This is a genomic window from Nonomuraea sp. NPDC050680 (assembly GCF_040654555.1).
GTDB lineage: Bacteria > Actinomycetota > Actinomycetes > Streptosporangiales > Streptosporangiaceae > Nonomuraea.
In genome coordinates this window covers 131,295-149,367 of sequence record NZ_JBFAIF010000024.1, presented here as the reverse complement: position 1 = coordinate 149,367, position 18,073 = coordinate 131,295, and the positions used below count along the sequence as shown (strand labels likewise).

17 protein-coding genes and 1 pseudogene are annotated in these 18,073 nt (G+C 68.8%); 11 read left to right on the top strand and 7 right to left on the bottom strand.

What is annotated here, in order from left to right:
- Positions 1 to 706 precede the first annotated feature (706 nt).
- Positions 707 to 2,797, top strand: a complete 2,091-nt coding sequence (locus tag AB0H88_RS44985; protein WP_357655099.1) for a hypothetical protein — start codon at positions 707 to 709, stop codon at positions 2,795 to 2,797.
- A gap of 321 nt (positions 2,798 to 3,118) precedes the next feature.
- On the opposite strand, the gene AB0H88_RS44980 is transcribed toward AB0H88_RS44985, so the two are convergent.
- The gene (locus AB0H88_RS44980) at positions 3,119 to 3,538 is read right to left on the bottom strand and encodes a VOC family protein (RefSeq protein ID WP_357655097.1); all 420 of its coding nucleotides are present in this window, start codon (positions 3,536 to 3,538) and stop codon (positions 3,119 to 3,121) included.
- Between the two features lie 78 nt (positions 3,539 to 3,616).
- Between AB0H88_RS44980 and AB0H88_RS44975 the strand changes: the two genes are divergently transcribed.
- On the top strand, positions 3,617 to 4,207 hold the full coding sequence (locus AB0H88_RS44975; protein ID WP_357655114.1) for a TetR/AcrR family transcriptional regulator: 591 nt from the start codon (positions 3,617 to 3,619) through the stop codon (positions 4,205 to 4,207).
- 93 nt (positions 4,208 to 4,300) lie between these two features.
- On the opposite strand, the gene AB0H88_RS44970 is transcribed toward AB0H88_RS44975, so the two are convergent.
- Positions 4,301 to 6,580, bottom strand: a complete 2,280-nt coding sequence (locus tag AB0H88_RS44970; protein WP_357655096.1) for a DEAD/DEAH box helicase — start codon at positions 6,578 to 6,580, stop codon at positions 4,301 to 4,303.
- 408 nt (positions 6,581 to 6,988) lie between these two features.
- Between AB0H88_RS44970 and AB0H88_RS44965 the strand changes: the two genes are divergently transcribed.
- The 4 genes from AB0H88_RS44965 to AB0H88_RS44950 all read left to right on the top strand — a co-directional run bounded on the left by AB0H88_RS44965 (position 6,989) and on the right by AB0H88_RS44950 (position 11,408).
- Entirely contained in the window at positions 6,989 to 7,339 is a 351-nt protein-coding gene (locus AB0H88_RS44965) for an STAS domain-containing protein (RefSeq protein ID WP_020542579.1), read from the top strand.
- 2 nt (positions 7,340 to 7,341) lie between these two features.
- Entirely contained in the window at positions 7,342 to 7,773 is a 432-nt protein-coding gene (locus tag AB0H88_RS44960) for an ATP-binding protein (RefSeq protein WP_225299083.1), read from the top strand.
- A 564-nt stretch (positions 7,774 to 8,337) separates the two neighbouring features.
- Positions 8,338 to 10,644, top strand: a complete 2,307-nt coding sequence (locus AB0H88_RS44955) for a sodium-translocating pyrophosphatase (RefSeq protein WP_357655112.1) — start codon at positions 8,338 to 8,340, stop codon at positions 10,642 to 10,644.
- Between the two features lie 287 nt (positions 10,645 to 10,931).
- On the top strand, positions 10,932 to 11,408 hold the full coding sequence (locus AB0H88_RS44950; RefSeq protein ID WP_357655094.1) for a histidine phosphatase family protein: 477 nt from the start codon (positions 10,932 to 10,934) through the stop codon (positions 11,406 to 11,408).
- On the opposite strand, the gene serB is transcribed toward AB0H88_RS44950, so the two are convergent.
- Genes serB through AB0H88_RS44935 form a run of 3 tightly spaced genes read right to left on the bottom strand, consistent with a single transcriptional unit; the run spans position 11,398 to position 14,328 of the window.
- Positions 11,398 to 12,615 (bottom strand): phosphoserine phosphatase SerB, encoded by a 1,218-nt coding sequence (serB, locus tag AB0H88_RS44945; RefSeq protein ID WP_357655092.1) that lies wholly within the window; start codon positions 12,613 to 12,615, stop codon positions 11,398 to 11,400. The genes AB0H88_RS44950 and serB overlap by 11 nt on opposite strands.
- Before the next feature lie 49 nt (positions 12,616 to 12,664).
- Entirely contained in the window at positions 12,665 to 13,675 is a 1,011-nt protein-coding gene (locus tag AB0H88_RS44940) for an S-adenosylmethionine:tRNA ribosyltransferase-isomerase (protein WP_357655090.1), read from the bottom strand.
- The gene (locus AB0H88_RS44935) at positions 13,672 to 14,328 is read right to left on the bottom strand and encodes an SDR family NAD(P)-dependent oxidoreductase (protein ID WP_357655088.1); all 657 of its coding nucleotides are present in this window, start codon (positions 14,326 to 14,328) and stop codon (positions 13,672 to 13,674) included. Before AB0H88_RS44935 ends, AB0H88_RS44940 begins: the two co-directional genes overlap by 4 nt.
- Positions 14,329 to 14,440: 112 nt before the next feature.
- On the opposite strand from AB0H88_RS44935, the gene AB0H88_RS44930 reads away from it, so the two are divergent.
- A complete protein-coding gene (locus AB0H88_RS44930) occupies positions 14,441 to 15,556 on the top strand; it encodes a GAF domain-containing sensor histidine kinase (protein ID WP_357655086.1) in 1,116 nt (371 codons plus the stop codon).
- Entirely contained in the window at positions 15,553 to 16,176 is a 624-nt protein-coding gene (locus tag AB0H88_RS44925) for a response regulator transcription factor (protein WP_357655085.1), read from the top strand. The genes AB0H88_RS44930 and AB0H88_RS44925 overlap by 4 nt, the downstream gene beginning before the upstream one ends.
- A 72-nt stretch (positions 16,177 to 16,248) precedes the next feature.
- On the opposite strand, the gene AB0H88_RS44920 is transcribed toward AB0H88_RS44925, so the two are convergent.
- Positions 16,249 to 16,428, bottom strand: coding sequence for a hypothetical protein (locus tag AB0H88_RS44920; protein ID WP_357655084.1), 180 nt, complete (start codon positions 16,426 to 16,428; stop codon positions 16,249 to 16,251).
- A gap of 104 nt (positions 16,429 to 16,532) precedes the next feature.
- The gene (locus AB0H88_RS44915) at positions 16,533 to 16,862 is read right to left on the bottom strand and encodes a hypothetical protein (protein WP_357655082.1); all 330 of its coding nucleotides are present in this window, start codon (positions 16,860 to 16,862) and stop codon (positions 16,533 to 16,535) included.
- Positions 16,863 to 17,039: 177 nt separating this feature from the next.
- Here AB0H88_RS44915 and AB0H88_RS44910 point away from each other — a divergent pair.
- The 3 genes and pseudogenes from AB0H88_RS44910 to AB0H88_RS44900 form a co-directional block, all read left to right on the top strand.
- A pseudogene (locus AB0H88_RS44910) lies at positions 17,040 to 17,258 on the top strand (helix-turn-helix transcriptional regulator); the annotation flags it as partial.
- A 42-nt stretch (positions 17,259 to 17,300) separates the two neighbouring features.
- A complete protein-coding gene (locus AB0H88_RS44905) occupies positions 17,301 to 17,858 on the top strand; it encodes a DUF5753 domain-containing protein (RefSeq protein WP_357655080.1) in 558 nt (185 codons plus the stop codon).
- Positions 17,855 to 18,049 (top strand): DUF397 domain-containing protein, encoded by a 195-nt coding sequence (locus AB0H88_RS44900; RefSeq protein WP_357655079.1) that lies wholly within the window; start codon positions 17,855 to 17,857, stop codon positions 18,047 to 18,049. The genes AB0H88_RS44905 and AB0H88_RS44900 overlap by 4 nt, the downstream gene beginning before the upstream one ends.
- Positions 18,050 to 18,073: the final 24 nt, after the last annotated feature.

Sequence of the window (18,073 nt, the reverse complement as noted above, 5' to 3'; positions counted from 1 at the left end):
CGCGAACAGCGCGAAGAAGAAGCGGGGACCTAAACCGGCCATCAGTGGTGACCTCGAACTGGCCACCTGTGGGGACTTTTACATGGCCACGGACACTGGGGCCTCGATTTTAAGGTGGCCCATAGTTCTGGGCGGGGAGTGGATCCCGGCCCCATGCTGAGGGCGTCCTCATGCTGGGGGCAAAGGGCCGGGCGGACCGGTATTTAGCGCAAAGTTCGTGAAAGTAGAGGGGTTTTTCGCTTCCGCGAGCAATGTGGCTTGTGTGGCTGTCGGGGCTAGGTCGCAATCGAATTACGACTTCTTAGACAGAGTGTCCAAGAGTTAGATAGCTCACATAAGGTGCCGCTTACTCGTGAGTCCATGCCGTCTGGGTTCGGAGTCTGGGATGTCCCCGGACCTGAGCCGCTAGGGTGCGGGTTCAGGGGCGGTCGGTGATCGACATCGGCCAAGCGGACTGCATTCCGGTCGTCGCGTGAGCGCCCCAGGGTGGTCAGGCGGCGCGAGGCTCTCTATGGAGGGAAGCGCCGTGACGGTTGGCAGAGCGATAGTCGCAACGGCGGTCGTGGCGGGAACCATCGTGCTCGGTGGGTCCGCTCAGGCGGCCGTGGCCACGCGGCAAGGTGCGGGCCCCGGGGAGATCACGTCTCCGTCGGACGGTCAGGTGGTCACGAGTGGATCCGTGCCGATCTCTGCGCATACCGGTTTGATGCAGCTCAACATGGGCGTGTACGTGGAGGGCCCCTCGACCGCCAGGCAGAAGGTCGCCGGTGGAGGTGCCAATCAGACGATTTCTGGGACGTTCGACGCGGACAGCGCACCCAACGGGACCTTCAACGTGGTCCTCAAGGGTGAGATCACCGGCAGCACCTACGCGACGAGCACCTTCAAGCTGAGGCGGCCCGCCGCCGCGCCGGACAATGTCGCCGCAGCCTTGCAGGGAACCGAGAAGATCGTGGTGACCTGGAGCAAGGGTTCGGAGCCGGACCTCCAGTCGTACGAGGTGGCTACCAGCCAGTCCGGCATCGTGGGCAGGCTGCCCGCCGACAGCGCCTGCTCCGGATCATCGTGCAAGGCCGTGCTCGCCGTACCGACCAAGGCGGCCGGGCAGCGAGTGGGCTTCACCGTGAAGGCGTTCAGGGGCGATGGCGATGGAGGGTCGATCGAGTCCGGCAATTCTGGCGCCGCGTACGTGACCATCCCCGCACCCCCGGCCGCCCAGCCGAAGAAGACCGCCACGAAGCAGGAGACTCCGGGTACCAAGAAGGGCGTCGAGACTCTGCCTACGCTGCCGGCCAAGAAGCACGCGCAGGCCACGGTCGCGCCCACTCGCAAGGCGACCACGACGAAGAAGACCGACAAACTCCCTGCCATGCCCGACACCGACCCCAAGGGCAATCTCCCGATTCCGACCGCCGACACGACCGGGGATTCGGGCAAGACCGACGGCCTCACTCCGAATGGCACCACAGGCGACGCGGACTCTGCTGCCATCGATTCCAAGGTGAAGGCCCAGTCGTCGGAGTCGGCCGCCGGCGGCATCGGCCAGTACGGCCTGTACGTCGCAGGCGGGCTCGTCTTGCTGCTGCTGGCCGCGCATGGAGGCGCGTGGGCGCGTCGCCGGTCTCTCGCCGCCGCTGGTCCGGGGGGTTCGGTGCCGCACCCGGCTGGGGCTTCGCCCAGCCACGACATTTCTGCTCAACACAGTACGGATAGCGTCCCGCCCACCGCTTCGGCACCTCGACGTCCTGCCGTGGTGCTGGCAGTCGCCAAGGTCCGACCGGCCGGTGAGCATCCTCGTACGCAGGCCGCTGAACAGTCCCGCGCGTCGGAGCGGTCCGGCGTTCAGACGCCTGAGCGTTCACGCGCGTCAGAGCGGCTTGGTTCTCAGGCTCCTGGACTCTCGCGTACGCCACCAGAACGCCTCGGCGCGCAGACGCCCGCACGGTCCCGCATGCAGGCACTGGAATCTCACATGCGAGCACTGGAACACTCTGGCTCGGCGGCGTCCGACCGGCCCGGCTCGGGGACGCCCGAACAGCTCGGTGCGGCTTCGTCCGATCGCTTCACCTCGACAGCGTCTGACCTGCCGGCCACGCCGTCCGCAGCACGGGGTTACGCAGAGGGGCCGAGTGCCGGTCGGGCTGACGGGCCGGTGCCGGGGCAGGCTCGTGCGCAGGTACGCGCCGCCCTCCCGCTGCACCTCAGCGACGCCGACATGCAGCCTGTTGATTCGGATGATCGGGCGCCCGGCGATCAGAATGGTCGGACGGGTGCCGGGCAGGCTTCCTGGGTGTCCGCGGATCGGGATGGCCGGACGGAGGCGGGTGCTGAGCAGGCTTCGTGGGTGTCCGCGGATCGGGATGGCCGGACGGAGGCGGGTGTTGAGCAGGCTTCGTGGGTGTCCGCGGATCGGGATGGCCGGATGGGTGCCGGTCGATATGACCGTGTGTCCGTCGATCAGGACGGCTGGAGGGGAGCGGCTCACGGTGACCGGGAGCCCCTCGACCAGCCCGGTCGGCCGCGTGTTGAGCTGGGCGGTCGGGAGGCCCGTCAGGAGCCCATACGGATCGCGCTGCCCAGCTCGGCCGTGATCGAGGTGCCCGAGTCGGCCGCCGCCGTCACGCCGCCCGTTGTACGCATCGAGGAGCGTTGGGACGACTACCTGCCACCTGCTCCCAGGGCGATGGAGGACAGCGGCTTCTGGGAGCGCCCGCAGCCCGGAGCAGGTGACTTCTGGGCGGCTGACGACGACGAGAACGCGTTCGCGGGCCACCGCCATCGCGGCGGCGATAGCTAGCCCACGACCAACCCGCCAAGTCCTCCGAGGGAATCGGCCGGTCGGAGAACTTGCCTGGGCTAGCGCCAGCCCTACGGCGTGTTCCTCCGCGTAGAGGGCGTGCCTGATGCGATCGGTCTTGCCGAGACCATCGGTATGCCGTCGGACTTTGAGCTCCCTGACCTGGGCACTGATGTGGTGGGTGAGGTCATCTGGCACAGCGGGCGGGTCGTTATCGAGCCGAGGTCGGACGGGCTCTGTTGCGCGTCAAAGGCTTGTTGTGCGTCAAAGGCTTGTTGTGCGGCAAAGGCTCGTTGTGCGGCAAAGGGCCGCAGATCTTCGTTAATCCTGAGTCTGGTACTGGCCGGCGTACTCGGTGGTGGGAGCGATGGGCGTGATGACGTCGATGAGCACTCCGTTGGGATCGGCCACGATGAAGTGCCGCTGTCCGAAATCCTCGCTGCGCAGTTCGAGCACGGCCGGCAGACCTCCCCGAACCACGAGCCGTTCCCACTCCCCGTCCACGTCCTCGACCTCGAAGTTGAGCAGCAGCCCCTGAACGTGCGCGCGGTGGCCCTCGGGCAGCGTCGGATGGCGGTGGTCGAGAAGGGCCAGCTCGTACGGCGGAGTCCCCGGCCTGCGCAGACTCACGTACCAGTCCGCCTCGAACGTCACCTCGAACCCGAACCACCCGACATAGAAGTCCCGCGACTCCCGCAGCAGGGAGGTGCAGAGAACCGGATAGAAGCTGGTCAGCATCACGGAAAGCTCCTTCGCATACCGATGGTATGTCAAGCTACGCTATTGGCATACCATCGGTACGTCAACGGGGGTGACGCGATGCACCAGGGCAGCAGGATCGAGCAGCGCGAGCAGACCAGGCGGATTCTGGTACGCGAGGGCAGGCTGTTGTTCGCGAGCCGGGGCTACGGGGCGGTGGGCCTGTCGCAGATCGTCGCCGCTGCCGGGGTCACCAAGGGTGCGCTGTACCACCACTTCGAGAGCAAGGCCGACCTGTTCCGCACGGTTCTGGAGCAGGTGCAGGGAGAGGTGGCCGAGTCGGTGGCCGCGACCGCCGAGGCCCAGGACGACCCATGGGAGCAACTGGTGGCCGGGTGCCGGGCGTTCCTCGCAGCCTGCACCGATCCGGACATCCAACAGATCATGCTCATCGACGGCCCCGCGGTCCTGGGCTGGAGCGAGTGGCGCGCGCTGGACGAGGCCGCCTCCGCCCGCCATCTGGCCGAGGCGCTCTCGGGCCTCATCGAGGCAGGGATCATCGTTCGACAGCCGGTCGCCCCGCTGACTCACCTGCTGTCGGGGGCGATGAACGAGGCCGCCCTGTGGCTGGCCGGATCCGGAGATCCCGGCGACCTGAACGACGTGTGGGCCGCCTTGTCCCGGATCCTGCAGGGGCTGCGCCTCGAGTGAGTCCGCGCGTCCGGTCCCTGTGACCGTCCGTCGTGTCAGGGGTCCCCAAAGGGATACCAACCGGACACCCGGCGAACGTTCGTCGGCACCGGACTAGCTTGCGCTGGGGGTGGAGCGTAGCAGGGTGTCCAAAAGGTGGATGGCGCCGCGTTTGTCCAAGGGCTCGTTGCCGTTGCCGCATTTGGGGGACTGGATGCAGGATGGGCAGCCGCGTTCGCATTCGCAGGAGGCGATGGCCTCGCGGGTGGCTGTGAGCCAGTCGGTGGCACGGGCGTAGCCGCGTTCGGCGAATCCGGCGCCTCCCTCGTGGCCGTCGTACACGAACACCGTCAGCAGGCCCGTGTCCGCGTGAAGTTCCGTGGACACGCCGCCGATGTCCCAGCGGTCACAGGTGGCGAAGAGGGGGAGCAGGCCGATGGCGGCGTGTTCGGCGGCGTGGGCGGCGCCGCCCAGGTCGAAGCCCTCCTCGGCCAGGATGGCGACCTCTGAGGCGGGGAGCGTCCACCAGACCGCGCGGGTGCGGAGGGTGCGCGGCGGGAGGTCCAGGGGCTCGTCGCCGAGCATCTCGCCGGACTGGAGGCGCCGTTTGAGGTACGAGACCACCTGCCTGGTCACTTCCACCTCACCGAAGTGGAGACTCCCGGGACCGAGGTCGTGTGAACGCAGGGAGGCGAGCACCGAGATCTCCGTCACGTCGCGCGCGAACGTCGTGTAGTCGGGCTCCGGACCGCCCACCAGGGCGACCCCGGCTTCGAGATCGAGGAGCTCCACCAGGTACGTCTCGCCCTGGTGCAGGTAGACGGCGCCGGTGTGGACGGTGGTGTGGGCGGACGGCTCGTCCACGCTGCCGAGGAGACGGCCGGTCGCGGACTCCACGACCTGGATGGGCGCGCCTCCGCCGCCCCGGATGTCGGCCAGGTCGGTGGCACGTTCGCGCCTGGTCCAGAACCAGCCTGCGGGGCGCTTTCTGAGCAGGCCCTGGGTGACCAGGTCGTCGAGGACGTTCGGGGTGGTGGGGCCGAAGACGGGCAGGTCGGCGTCGGTCAGCGGGATCTCCGCGGCGGCGGCGCAGAGGTGGGGGCCGAGGACGTACGGGTTGTCCGGGTCGAGCACGATCGCCTCTACGGGCTGACCGAAAAGGGCCTGGGGGTGGTGTACGAGGTAGGTGTCGAGGGGGTCGTCCCTCGCGATGAGTACGGCGAGTGCCTCCTGGCCGTCGCGGCCGGCTCGGCCCGCCTGTTGCCAGAGGGAGGCGCGGGTGCCCGGCCAGCCGGCGATCAGGACGGCGTCCAGGCCGGAGACGTCCACGCCGAGTTCGAGGGCGTTCGTGGTGGCCAGGCCCATGATGGAGCCGGAGCGGAGGGCCTTCTCCAGGAGCCTGCGATCTTCGGCGAGATATCCGGCCCGGTAGGCGGCGATCCGGTCTGGAAGGTCGGCCCAGCCGGCGGAGTCGGGCACTCCCCAGGACAGCGCGCTCTGGTCTGAGCCCGGTGAAGTGGCGCCCTGGTCTGAGCGCGGCGGGGTCGTGCCGTGGCCTGGGCGTGGTGGGGCGGTGCCGGGGTCCAGGGATGCCATGGGAGTGTCGCGGTCTGGAGATGAGCCGTCGACGGTTGGCGGCCCCGGGGTCCCGGCCAGGGAGAAGGCTACTTCGGCGAGTTTGGCGCGGGCGGTGAGGGCGACTGTTTCGGCGCCGCGCCGGGAGCGGACGAAGGCGAGTGTGCGGACGTTCGCCAGGACGAGGTCCGTGAGGAGGTCCGCGGCCTCTGCGGTGGCCGTGCGGCGCACCGGAGCGCCTCTCTCGCCCCGTAGCTCGGTCAGGGGCGGCTCCCAGAGCGCGATGGTCGTCGCACCCTTGGGAGACCCGTCCGACGTCACCTCGGCCATCTCAAGCCCCGTCAGCCGCATCGCGAACGCTCCCGGCTCGCTGGCCGTCGCTGAGGCCAGCAGGAAGACCGGCTGCGAGCCGTAGCGGGCGCAGACGCGGCGCAGGCGGCGCAGGATCTGGGCCACGTGCGAGCCGAACACCCCGCGGTAGCCGTGGCACTCGTCCACCACGACCATCCGCAGCCGCCGGAAGAACGACGACCACTGGGCGTGCCGGGGGAGGACGCTGCGATGCAGCATGTCGGGATTTGTCAGTACGTAGTTGGCGTGCTGCCGGACCCAGGTACGTTCCTCGAACGGAGTGTCGCCGTCGAAGCAGGCCGCGCGGAGCTGGGTGATGCGAAGTTCGCGCAGGCCGCGGAGCTGGTCGGCGGCCAGGGCCTTGGTAGGCGTGAGGTAAAGGACCGTGCCGCCGTCGAGGCAGGAGGCGACGGCCGGGGTGAGGTACGCGAGCGACTTCCCGGACGCCGTTCCGGTGGAAATGATCACGTTTCGGCCACGATGGGCCAGGTCGGCGGCTTCGTACTGGTGTGGCCACAATCCCGGGATTCCGCGGTTCGCCAAGCGCGTAACCAGGAGTTCCGGCGCCCATTTCGGCCAACCCACTTGACCCGCCTGACGTACTGGAACATGCTCCACATGAGTGACGCGCTCATGACGTGCGGGAACACCGAGCAGGTGACCGAGGAGTGGACCTGGCCGGTGTGGGGAGGAAGCGGAGGAAGTCACTGTTTCCAGTCTGCATCCGTGGGCAAAGTCGCCGGGAATCGTGATTTCGTATAGACACAAGCCAGACGCGTGGTTGAATGCCGCGCGTCAGGGTCAGACGGTCTGGAGCCCCGTTCCAGACTGCCAGGCCCGCAAGGGTACTTTCGCAGGCGAGGCGCTGGAGGATCTGTGGATCTGAAGTTGGATCACCACAACGAGGACCGACTCACCATCGTCGAGGTTGAGGGTGAGATCGATGTCTACACGGCGCCGAGATTGCGTGAGCTCCTCATCGACCTGGTGAACAAGGGCAACTTCCACCTTCTCGTGAACATGGAGAAGGTCGACTTCCTCGACTCGACGGGCCTCGGTGTCCTGGTCGGGGGGCTCAAGCGGGTTCGGGCGCACGACGGTTCGCTCGAGCTGGTGTGCACGCAGGAGCGCATCCTCAAGATCTTCCGGATCACCGGACTGACCAAGGTCTTCGGGATCTACGCTTCGGTCGACGAGGCCAAGGAAGCTCACGGCAAAGACAAGTAGTCATGGCTACCGTCGAGCTGACGTTCAGCGCCCTTCCCGCGCATGTGCGGACCGCCCGGCTGGTCGCGACGGCGATCGCCCGGCGCACCGGCGTGGAGGAGTCGCTGCTGGACGAGGTCAGGCTCGCCGTCGGTGAGGCTTGCTCCCGGGCGGTCGAGGCGCATCGCGCGCACTGCCCGGGAGAGCCCATCCGCATCGAGTTGAAAGACGACTCGGGACGGTTCGAGGTCACGGTCAGCGATCAGGCCCCCAGCGACGAGATCAAGCAGGAGCAACCTCTCGATTTGGGCATGCTCTCTGACTCGTTCATGTCGGGGTTCGGCATCGCGGTGATCGCGGGGCTGGCCGACGACGTGGAGGTGTTCCCCAGCCCCAAGGGGATGCGCATCCGCATGAGCTGGCCGGCCGCCACCAACGGCCACGCGCCGATATAACGACAACAACTCTCTCTTTACGGCACGGCACGGTGGGCCCCGCCCGCCGACCGTGGCTGAGCCCTGTCCAGGGGTACGCTCCTCTGGTGATACGGGGCTGGGCGCCGATACGAGGCACGGCACCCATGGCTTCCACCAGTCGGCAGCCATAGGGCCGTCGCCGTCTCTTCCGAGTGACCGGCCGGGCCGTGGGCACCCACGGCCCGGCTCCGGCATGTCATCCCTCTGGCATGTCCCAAACCCATGTTTCGGGCGTGTCGTTTCGGGCACCTTGTCATGGCCGTAAACCCGGGGAAATTTCGGTTGTCAGATGGCAAATCGCCTTGCTGGCTGGGGATTACTGGGGGATTACTGGACGCGTGGCCAAATAGCGACCGGCAGAGCCTTCATATCCGCGCAGCCCGTGCGTAGACTCCCGGCACCGGCCAAGGTGATCCGGCGAAACTGCGGACTCAACCGGAAGCGGCACCCACAACCCGGATGGTGCCGCACCAGCCCCGCCGATCTTTGCGCACCGCCCGGGCAGGACGACCGGTCTTGCCGAGGAGAACGATGTTTAGGCACATGCTGGCGGTGGAGCCAGCGTCCAATCTGGCCCTGAGCGGTAACAATCTCACTATCGTGATCGTGGTCGCCGCGGTCGCACTGATCGCCCTAGCCGTCGCCGGCGGCCTGGTGCGCGAGGTGCTGTCCGCCGACCCCGGCACGGAGCGCATGCAGGACATCGCCCGTGCCGTACAAGAGGGAGCCGCCGCTTATCTCACGCGGCAGTTCCGCACGTTGGCGGTCTTCGTCGTCGTGATCCCTTTTCTGCTGCTCCTTCTACCGGGTGAGACCGATGTGCGCATCGGCCGCTCGATATTCTTCGTGGTCGGGGCGGTATTCTCCGCGCTGACCGGCTTCATGGGCATGTGGCTGGCCGTACGCGGAAACGTACGCGTCGCGGCGGCCGCCCGTGAGGCGGGCGAGAAGCGCGCCATGCGCATCGCCTTCCGTACGGGCGGCGTGGCCGGCATGTTCACCGTGGGCCTCGGCCTGTTCGGTGCGGCCGTCGTCGTCTTCGTCTACCAAGGTGACGCGCCCGGTGTCCTCGAGGGCTTCGGTTTCGGGGCGGCGCTGCTGGCGATGTTCATGCGAGTCGGCGGCGGCATCTTCACCAAGGCCGCCGACGTGGGCGCCGACCTGGTCGGCAAGGTCGAGCAGGGCATCCCCGAAGACGATCCACGCAACGCGGCGACGATCGCCGACAACGTGGGCGACAACGTCGGCGACTGCGCGGGCATGGCCGCCGACCTGTTCGAGTCGTACGCGGTCATGCTGGTCGCCAGCCTCATCCTGGGCAAGGTGGCCTTCGGTGAGCAGGGGCTGATCTTCCCGCTGATCGTGCCCATGATCGGTGTGCTCACCGCGATCATCGGCATCTTCGTCACCCGGATGCGCGACGGCGACCGCAGCGGCATGGCCGCCATCAACCGCAGCTTCTTCATCTCGGCCGGGATCTCCGCGGTCCTGGTCGCGGCGGCGGCGTTCTGGTACCTGCCCAGCACCTTCAGCGACCTGACCGGCTCGGCCGTGCAGTCCACCGCCAACCCGCGGCTCATCGCCATCGGCGCGGTGATCATCGGTCTGATCCTGGCCAGCGCCATCCAGCTGCTGACCGGCTATTTCACCGAGACGACCAGGCGTCCGGTCCGCGAGATCGGCGAGAGCTCGGCCACCGGGCCGGCGACCGTCATCCTGGCGGGCATCAGCGTCGGTCTCGAGTCGGCCGTCTACTCGGCGCTGATCATCGCCGGCGCGGTCTACGGCGCGTTCCTGCTGGGCTTCGGGAACGTGACGATCGCGCTGTTCGCGGTGGCGCTGGCCGGCACCGGCCTGCTGACCACGGTCGGGGTCATCGTCTCGATGGACACCTTCGGCCCGGTCTCCGACAACGCGCAGGGCATCGCCGAGATGTCCGGCGACGTCGAGGGTGAGGGCGCGCGCGTGCTCACCAGCCTCGACGCCGTCGGCAACACGACGAAGGCCATCACCAAGGGCATCGCGATCGCCACGGCGGTGCTCGCGGCGACCGCGCTGTTCGGCGCGTTCCGCACGGCCGTGGAGACGCAGCTCAGTCAGGCGACCGACGCGATCAAGGAGTCGCTCGGCGCGTTCTCCTCGTTCAGTTTGAGCATCGACCAGCCCAACGTGCTCGTCGGCCTGATCATCGGCGCGGCGGTCGTGTTCCTGTTCTCCGGGCTGGCGATCAGCGCGGTCGGGCGGGCCGCGATGCGCGTGGTCTTCGAGGTACGCGACCAGTTCCGCAACCACCCGGGCATCATGGACGGCACCGAGAAGCCCGAGTACGGCCGCGTCGTCGACATCTGCACCCGTGACTCGCTGCGCGAGCTGGCCACGCCCGGCCTGCTGGCGGTCATGACGCCGATCGCGGTCGGGTTCGCCCTCGGGTACGCGCCGCTGGGCGCGTTCCTGGCCGGGGCCATCGCCTGCGGCACGCTCATGGCGGTCTTCCTGTCCAACTCGGGCGGCGCCTGGGACAACGCCAAGAAGCTGGTCGAGGACGGGCACCACGGCGGCAAGGGCTCCGAGGCCCACGAGGCCACGATCATCGGTGACACGGTCGGCGACCCGTTCAAGGACACGGCCGGACCGGCCATCAACCCGCTGATCAAGGTGATGAACCTGGTGGCGCTCCTGGTGGCGCCGGCGGTGGTCCTGTACGCGGGCAACCCGGCCCTGCGCATCGGGATCACGGTCGTGGCGGTGGGCGTGGTGGTCGGCGCCATCCTCGTCTCCAAGCGCCGCTCGGTCACCAAGGAGTCGGCCAGCAACGACAACAACCGGGAGCACCAGCCGGTGGCTTCGTAGCGACCCCGTCCGGACGCCCGCTCCTCCGAGGTCTGGGGGAGCGGGCGTTCCACGTCTCAAAAAGCGACATCCCCAGGGCCGTGGGTTTCAAGGGGCGACGTCCCAAGGGCTGAAAGAAACATCGCGGGTCAGGTGCGGCACCCGTCGCCCCCGATGGGAAACTGGGCGGATGGAAGAAAAGCGGCCCAGCGGCGGCAAGGCGCTGGCCTACATCCTGCTGGCGATGCTGGCCATCCTCGCGGTGATCGTCGCGCTGGGTGTGTGGGCGACGAGAGGAACATGAACACGTGCGTACGTTGATCGTGCTCCGCCACGCCAAGGCCGCGCAGGTCCCCGGCCTGGAGGACAGCGAGCGTCCGCTGACGCACCGGGGCGAGCGCGACGCGAAGCGGGCCGGCGACGAGGTGCGGGCCCTCGGACTGGCGCCCGACCTGGTGCTGTGCTCCCCGTCCCTGCGTACGAAGCGCACCGCCGAGCTGGCCTTCCCCGAGGTGGCGGTCAGCTACGAGCGTGATGTCTACCAGGCATACCCCGAGGAGCTGCTGGCGCTGGTCAAGCTGACCGATCCGGAGCTGGAGACGGTCGTGCTGTGCGGCCACAACCCGGGCGTGCACGAGTTGGCGATCGCGCTGGCCGGGGGCGACTACGGGTTCCGGCCGGGCTCGTTCGCGGTCATCCGTACCGAAGCGGACTGGGTGGACCTGTGGCCGGGCGAGGCCCAGCTGATCACCCGCTGGGACCCCAAGGGAGAGATCAGCGGGTGAGCACGCCATCCTCGGCGTCCGCCGCCTCCACCTCGTCCCGGGAGATCCCGAGCAGGTAGAGGATCGAGTCGAGGTAGGGGGTGTTGACCGCGGTGTCCGCCGCCTCCCGGACGACCGGCTTGGCGTTGAAGGCGATCCCGAGCCCGGCCGCCGCGATCATGTCGAGGTCGTTGGCCCCGTCGCCGATGGCCACCGTCTGGCTGATCGGCAGCCCCGCCTCGCGGGCGAACCGCTCCAGCGCGCGGGCCTTGCCCGGCCGGTCGACGATCTCGCCGACGACGTGGCCGGTGAGCTTGCCGTCGACGACCTCCAGCACGTTCGCCGCCGAATAGTCGATGCCCAGGTCCTCGACGAGGCTGTCGGTGATCTGGGTGAAGCCGCCGCTGACGATGGCGAAGCGGTAGTCGAGCCGCTTGAGCGTGCGGACCAGCGTACGGGCGCCGGGGGTGAGCACGACCTGCTGGCGTACCTGCTCGAACACCTCGGCCGGCAGCCCTTCGAGCAGCGCGACCCGGCGGCGCAGGGACTCGGCGAAGTCGAGTTCGCCGCGCATGGCCTCCTCGGTGACCCGGGCGACCTCTTCGAGGCAGCCCGCGTGAGCGGCCAGCAGCTCGATGACCTCGCCCTGGATGAGCGTCGAGTCGACGTCCATGACGACCAGCCGCTTGGCCCGCCGCGACAGACCGGTGCGCTGCACGGCCACGTCGACGTGCAGGGCGGCGGCCTCGGCGGCCAGCTCGACGCGGAGCGCGCTCGGGTCGGCGCCGGAGACCGACAGCTCGATGCAGGTGACCGGCCACTGGGCGAGGCGCTCGATGCGGTCGATGTTCGCGCCGGCGGCGGCGATGCGCCCGGCGATGCCCGCGATCGCGGCGGGCTGGAGCGTCGCGCCCAGCACACTGACCGACAGGCGGCCGCGCCGGCGCTGCTCCTTGGTCTGGGAGCCGGTGGAGAGCTCCAGCTCCAGGCCGAGGTCCTCAGACACCCGCTCGACGGCGGTCCACATGGCGCCGAGTGTGCTGCCCGTGCCGGTCGACGGACCGCCCGCGTAGGCGACGAGCACGCCGAGCGTGAGCCGCCCGCGGATGACGACCTGCTCGATGTCGGCCACGGTCACCGGGAAACCCGACAGAACCGAGAAGAGCCTCGAGGTGACGCCCGGTCGGTCCGGGCCGGTCAGGGTGATCAGGAGGGTGCGCTGGTCCACATTGAGCCAGGCTACTGGGCGTACCCTGACACATGAGCACGAGGGGCCACTATCGGCGCAGCAGCAAGTGGGTGTCACCGAACTCGTGCCACAGGTACCCCTCCCGCAACGCCGCCTCGTAGGCGCGGGCGAGCGGCTCCCGCTCGGCGATCGCGGTGAGCATCATCAGGTGGCTGGACCTGGGCTCATGCAGCCCGGTGAGCAGCCCGCTCACGGCCTTGACCCCTACCTCGGGTGTCACGATGTGCCTGGTCCAGCCCGCCGAGGCGGCCACCAGCCCGTCATCGCCGACGGCCGTCTCCAGCGCGCGCACCACGGTGGTCCCGGCGGCCACCACCCGGCCGCCGTTCGCCGTGGTCAGGTTGACCAGGCGGGCCGTGGCCGCGGGCACCTCGTACCGCTCCGCGTAGGGCGGTTCGTCCTTCTCCGTCGAGGCGACGCCGGTGTGCAGGGTGATTGGCGCGATTCCGACGCCGCGCGCCACCAGAGCCGTGACCAGCTCGGCGGTGAACGGCCGGGCCGCACTCGGCATCTCCGCGCTGCCCGGCACGGTGGCGAAGACGGTCTGGTAGGCGTCGAGCGGCCAGTCGCGCGACACGTAGGAGTAGCGGATGGGCACGCCGTGATCGCGCAGGTACGCCTCCACGTCACGGTCGAGTCTGGCTCGCCACAGGCGCGGCGTCTCGCGTTCGATGAGCCGCAGCGTCGCCCGTCCGGGCAGCGGCAGCCACTCGCCCGGCTCGCCGCCGCCGTACGGCTCGGAGGACTTCGGGGTACGGCGGCGCAGCTCGACCAGCCAGGTGCCGTCCTCGCGCGCGGTGGAGAAGTGCACGGCGAGCCGGTCGAGCCTGATGGCGGCGGGCAGCGTCGCCGAGTTGTTGACCACGATCAGGTCGCCGGGGTCGAGCAGCCCCGGCAGGTCGGTGAAGCGGCGGTGCTCCGGCGGGAGATGGCCGTGCGAGACCAGCAGCCGTACCGAGTCGCGGGTCAGCCCTCGGGCCTCGGGCGGCTCGTGCGCCGACAAGGTGTCCGGCAGCGCGAAGTCGAGCGCGGCGGTCATTGCAGGCTCACCCGGCCGCTGGCCGGACGGGCCCTGACCAGGTCGTACAGTGCCGCGGCCACCTTGGCGGGATCCGCCGCGCCGGCCGCCTCCTGCGCGCCGACGGCGTCGGCCAGCATGCGGGTGTTCATCTCGCCGGGGTCGGCCCACCAGACGGCCAGGTCGGGTTCCTCGGCCGACAGGACGTTGGACAGCTGCTCCAGGGCGGCCTTGGTGGCGCCGTAGCCGCCCCAGCCCTCGTAGGCGCCGGTGGCGGCGTCGGAGGTGATGTTCACGATCGCGCCGCGCGTGGCGCGCAGCGCGGGCAGCGTCGCCTGGATGAGGGCCAGGGGAGCGATCACGTTGGTCTCCAGCAGGGCCCTGAACTCATCTCTCGGGTACACCGACAGCGGGGGCAGCGGGGTCACGCCCAGTCCGCTCGCGTTGTTGACCAGCAGGTCCAGCTCGGGTACGGCGCGCGCGAGCCGCTCGACATGTGCGGGGTCGCTCACGTCACCGGCGATGGCGGTGACGCTCAGCTCGGCCGCGACCCGCTCCAGGTCCGCCGCGCCGCGGGCGGTGAGCAGGAGCTCCCATCCGGCGCCGGCTAGCGTCGTCGCCAGGGCCAGGCCGAGGCCGCGGGAGGCACCGGTGATCAGTGCGGTGTTCGTCATGTCTCGACGGTAGGAGCGCGGAGCCGGCCGTACATCGGGCTGAGGGGCCGCCTCGTCCTGGGCATTTGGACCTAGGACCGGCATGTGAACCCAGGCCCATAGAGTGGGTGCCGTGGCCTCCGACAGGGACGAGATCATGCAGGCGGTGAGCACCGCCGTGCTCGCGGTGACCCGGCACCTTTCGGTGCGCGAGGTGCTGCAGGTCATCGTCCGCTCGGCCCAGCGGCTGCTCGACGCCCGTTACGCCGCGCTCGGCGTGCCGGACGAGGACGGCTCGTTCGCCGAGTTCGTCGCCGAGGGCCTCACCGACAAGCAATGGGCCGCGATCGGCCCGCTGCCCAGGCAGCATGGCATGCTCGGCGCGATGCTGCGCGACGGGGCTCCGGTGCGGCTGCCCGACCTGCGCGAGGACCCCAGGTTCGAGTGGTGGCCCAAGGCGCACCCGGTGATGAAGGACTTCCTCGGCACCCCGATCCGCGACGGCGAAGAGGTGCTCGGCATCATCTTCCTGGCCAACAAGCGCGCGCCCGACGGGTTCACGGAGGCGGACCAGGACCTGCTCACGCTGTTCGCCGCGCACGCCGCCATCGCGCTGACCAACGCCAGACTGTACGAGCGGGGCCGCGAGCTGGCCATGCTCGAAGAGCGCAACCGGATGGCCCGCGAGCTGCACGACGCCGTCACCCAGAAGCTGTTCTCGCTCAGGCTGACCGCGCAGTCCGCCGCGGTCCTGCTGCGCAGCGCCCCCGACCAGGCCGCCGCCGAGCTCGAACGCGTGCAGCGCCTGGCGGGCGAGGCGCTGGCCGAGCTCCGGGCGGTGATCGTCGAGCTGCGCCCGGCCGAGCTCGACCGGCACGGGCTGGCGGAGACGCTGGGCAAGCACGTACGCCTGCTCGACCGGATCCAGCCGGCGAGCGTCACGTTCGAGGGCGGCGAGCTGCCGCCGCTCGACTCGGCGGTGGAGGTGGCCGTGCTGCGGGTCGCGCAGGAGGCGCTGCACAACGCGCTCAGGCACTCCGACGCCGGCCACGTCGAGGTGCGGCTGGCCGACGAGGGCGGCAAGCTGGTGCTGACCGTACGCGACGACGGCAAGGGCTTCGAGCAGGCCGAGTCGCGCGGCCTTGGCCTGGTGTCGATGAGGGACAGGGCGGAGTCCGTGGGCGGCGTCATGACCGTCGCCTCGATCCGCGGCGAGGGGACGACGGTCCGCGTGGAGGTGGGTGTGTGATCCGGGTGCTGATCGCCGACGATCATCCGGTGGTACGGCAGGGCCTGCGGACGTTCCTCGACCTCCAGGAGGACATCACGGTCGTCGGCGAGGCGGCCGACGGGGCCCAGGCCGTCGAGCTGGCCGGGGAGCTCGTTCCTGACGTGCTGCTGCTGGATCTGAAGATGCCGGTGCTCGACGGGCTGGGCGCGCTGGGCCGCCTCTCTGGGGCGCTCCCCAGGGTGATCGTGCTGACCTCGGTGAGCGACCGGTCCGACGTGGGGCCGGCGATGCGGGCGGGCGCCTCCGGGTTCCTCTACAAGGATGTCGATCCGAACGCGCTCGTGCAGGCGGTGCGGTCCGTACACGGAGGGCAGGTGCTGCTCGCCCCCGAGGCGGCGGAGGCGATGCTGGCCGGTGCCAACGGCTCGCCGCCGGCGCCGGGCCCGGTGCCGCTGACCGAACGGGAGCGCGAGGTGCTGGCGCTGATCGCGGCCGGCCACTCCAACCGGGAGATCGCCCGGAGCCTGTCGGTCGCCGAGAAGACGGTCAAGACGCATGTGTCCAACGTGCTGATGAAGCTCGGCGTCCAGGACCGCACCCAGGCCGCCCTGTACGCCGTCCGCCACGGCTTAGCTTGACCTCACGATTACCCCTGACCCCTGGCAGGCGTGGCGACGCCGTCCCTCCAGATCCCACGCCGCCACGCCCGTCTATCGGGCTCTACCGGACAGCAACGCCGCCCAGATCGCCCGAGCTTCGGCGAGAGACCATCGGCTGGTCTCGTGGATCTTGTACTTGTGGTCGAGCTGAGCGGTTCGCCGGATGAACGCCTGCCCGCCGCCCTCGCACAGCTCATAGACCGTGGCGCGGCAGGCGCAGGTCCAGTTCACCGGCCGTATGCGGTCAGACGTCCGGTACGGATTCCGCCACTCCAACCGCGTGTGACCGCGCTGGGCCATGGCCACGTGCGGGCTCAAGCACTCATCCGGTGACTTCACGACGTGCCTGCGTGGATCGGCTCCGACAACGAGCGGCTTTGATGTAGTTCCACGTACCGACGAGCGACACAACGGGCGACCGTAGTTGGGTTGTCCACGTTGTAGACCGTGTAGAGCCGTCGGCCCGTCCGCCCCGAGATCTGTCCCGTCCACCAGCGGTAGACGAAGCCGTCCGTCCAGACCAGCAGATCAACCCAGACCGACACCAGGGCGACGCCGTAGCCATCATGAACGTCAGTGAAGATCCCGTGCTGTCGCAGTGCGTTACTGAGCTGGTCGGCGGCGTGTACGGCAGGCGGCCGGGCCAGCGGAGCGGGAGCGATCATTGTTGTCCGCCTCTTCTCGGCGCGGTTGATGTTTGTAGCCGGATTGCCTTTCCAAGGGTGTAGCGAAGCGACTACTTTCGGTAGTGGAGCGCCTCCAACGGTGAATCCACACGTTCAGTTGCGTCTTCGGTAGGACACACAACGATTCGTGTAGACCTATGAAGGACGGGAGTAGAGATCCCCTCTCCGAGCGAGCTGGACGCGAACGCGAGTGTCCTTGCCTACTGGGGTTCTGAACTGCGCAAATATCGCGAGGCAGCGCAATGGAGTCAAAAGGATCTCGCGCGTAGGATCTCCTACTCCACATCTCTCGTCGGTCTCATCGAGACGGCCAAGCGCGCGCCGACGAAGGAGTTCGCGGAGAAGTGCGATGACGCATTGGAGACGGATGGCGCTCTCGTCCGTCTATGGCCTTTGATCGGCAGGGACGTCTACCCCGTGTGGTTCCGGCCGTTCGTCGAGTTGGAACGAGAGGCGCGGACCCTGAAGAGCTTTCAACCCGTCCTCGTTCCGGGGCTGCTCCAGACCGAGGACTACGCACGAGCGGTTCTACGAGCAGGCCGACCAGGCGATACCGACGATCAGGTGGAAGATCTGGTGGCCGTACGCATGGAGCGGCAACGAATCCTCACCAGGCCGGACCCGCCCATGTTCTGGGCCACCCTGGACGAAGCCGTGTTGATCCGTCCCGTCGGTGGTCGGCAGGTCATGCGCAAGCAGCTTGAGCAGCTTCTCGAATTGGTTCAGCGGCCCCGAATCACTATTCAATTCATTCCGCTTGAAGTAGGCGCGCATGCCGGTCTAACTGGGGCTTTTGTGATCGCGAACTTCAGGGGGTCGCCCGATATAGTCTATTTGGAAACCGCAGCCGAGGGTCAGATAGTCAACGGTCCCACCGAAATCGAGACCCTGTTGACCCAGCTCGACGCGCTTCGGGCGTGCGCTCTGCCACAGGCCGCGTCGGTGGCCCTCATCGAGAAAGCGATGGGATCATGAACCTGACGGACGCCCAATGGTTCAAGAGCAGCCACAGCGGCGGCAACGGTGGTGACTGTGTCGAGGTGGCCACCAACCTCCCCGGCATCGTGGCCGTCCGCGACAGTAAGGACCCCAGCGGCCCAGCCCTGGTGTTCGCTCCCGAGGTGTGGGCCGACTTCATCGCGCGGGTGAAGGCAGACAAGATCTAGAAGCCTGTTGGTCGCCGAGAAGAC

Bases quoted from the DNA above. Each gene is read 5' to 3' on its own strand.
- AB0H88_RS44985 (WP_357655099.1), top strand. From the start codon at position 707: ATGCAGCTCAACATGGGCGTGTACGTGGAGGGCCCCTCGACCGCCAGG.
- AB0H88_RS44975 (WP_357655114.1), top strand. From the start codon at position 3,617: ATGCACCAGGGCAGCAGGATCGAGCAGCGCGAGCAGACCAGGCGGATT.
- AB0H88_RS44960 (WP_225299083.1), top strand. From the start codon at position 7,342: ATGGCTACCGTCGAGCTGACGTTCAGCGCCCTTCCCGCGCATGTGCGG.
- AB0H88_RS44955 (WP_357655112.1), top strand. From the start codon at position 8,338: ATGCTGGCGGTGGAGCCAGCGTCCAATCTGGCCCTGAGCGGTAACAAT.
- AB0H88_RS44940 (WP_357655090.1), bottom strand. From the start codon at position 13,675: ATGACCGCCGCGCTCGACTTCGCGCTGCCGGACACCTTGTCGGCGCAC.
- AB0H88_RS44935 (WP_357655088.1), bottom strand. From the start codon at position 14,328: ATGACGAACACCGCACTGATCACCGGTGCCTCCCGCGGCCTCGGCCTG.
- AB0H88_RS44915 (WP_357655082.1), bottom strand. From the start codon at position 16,862: ATGATCGCTCCCGCTCCGCTGGCCCGGCCGCCTGCCGTACACGCCGCC.
- AB0H88_RS44900 (WP_357655079.1), top strand. From the start codon at position 17,855: ATGAACCTGACGGACGCCCAATGGTTCAAGAGCAGCCACAGCGGCGGC.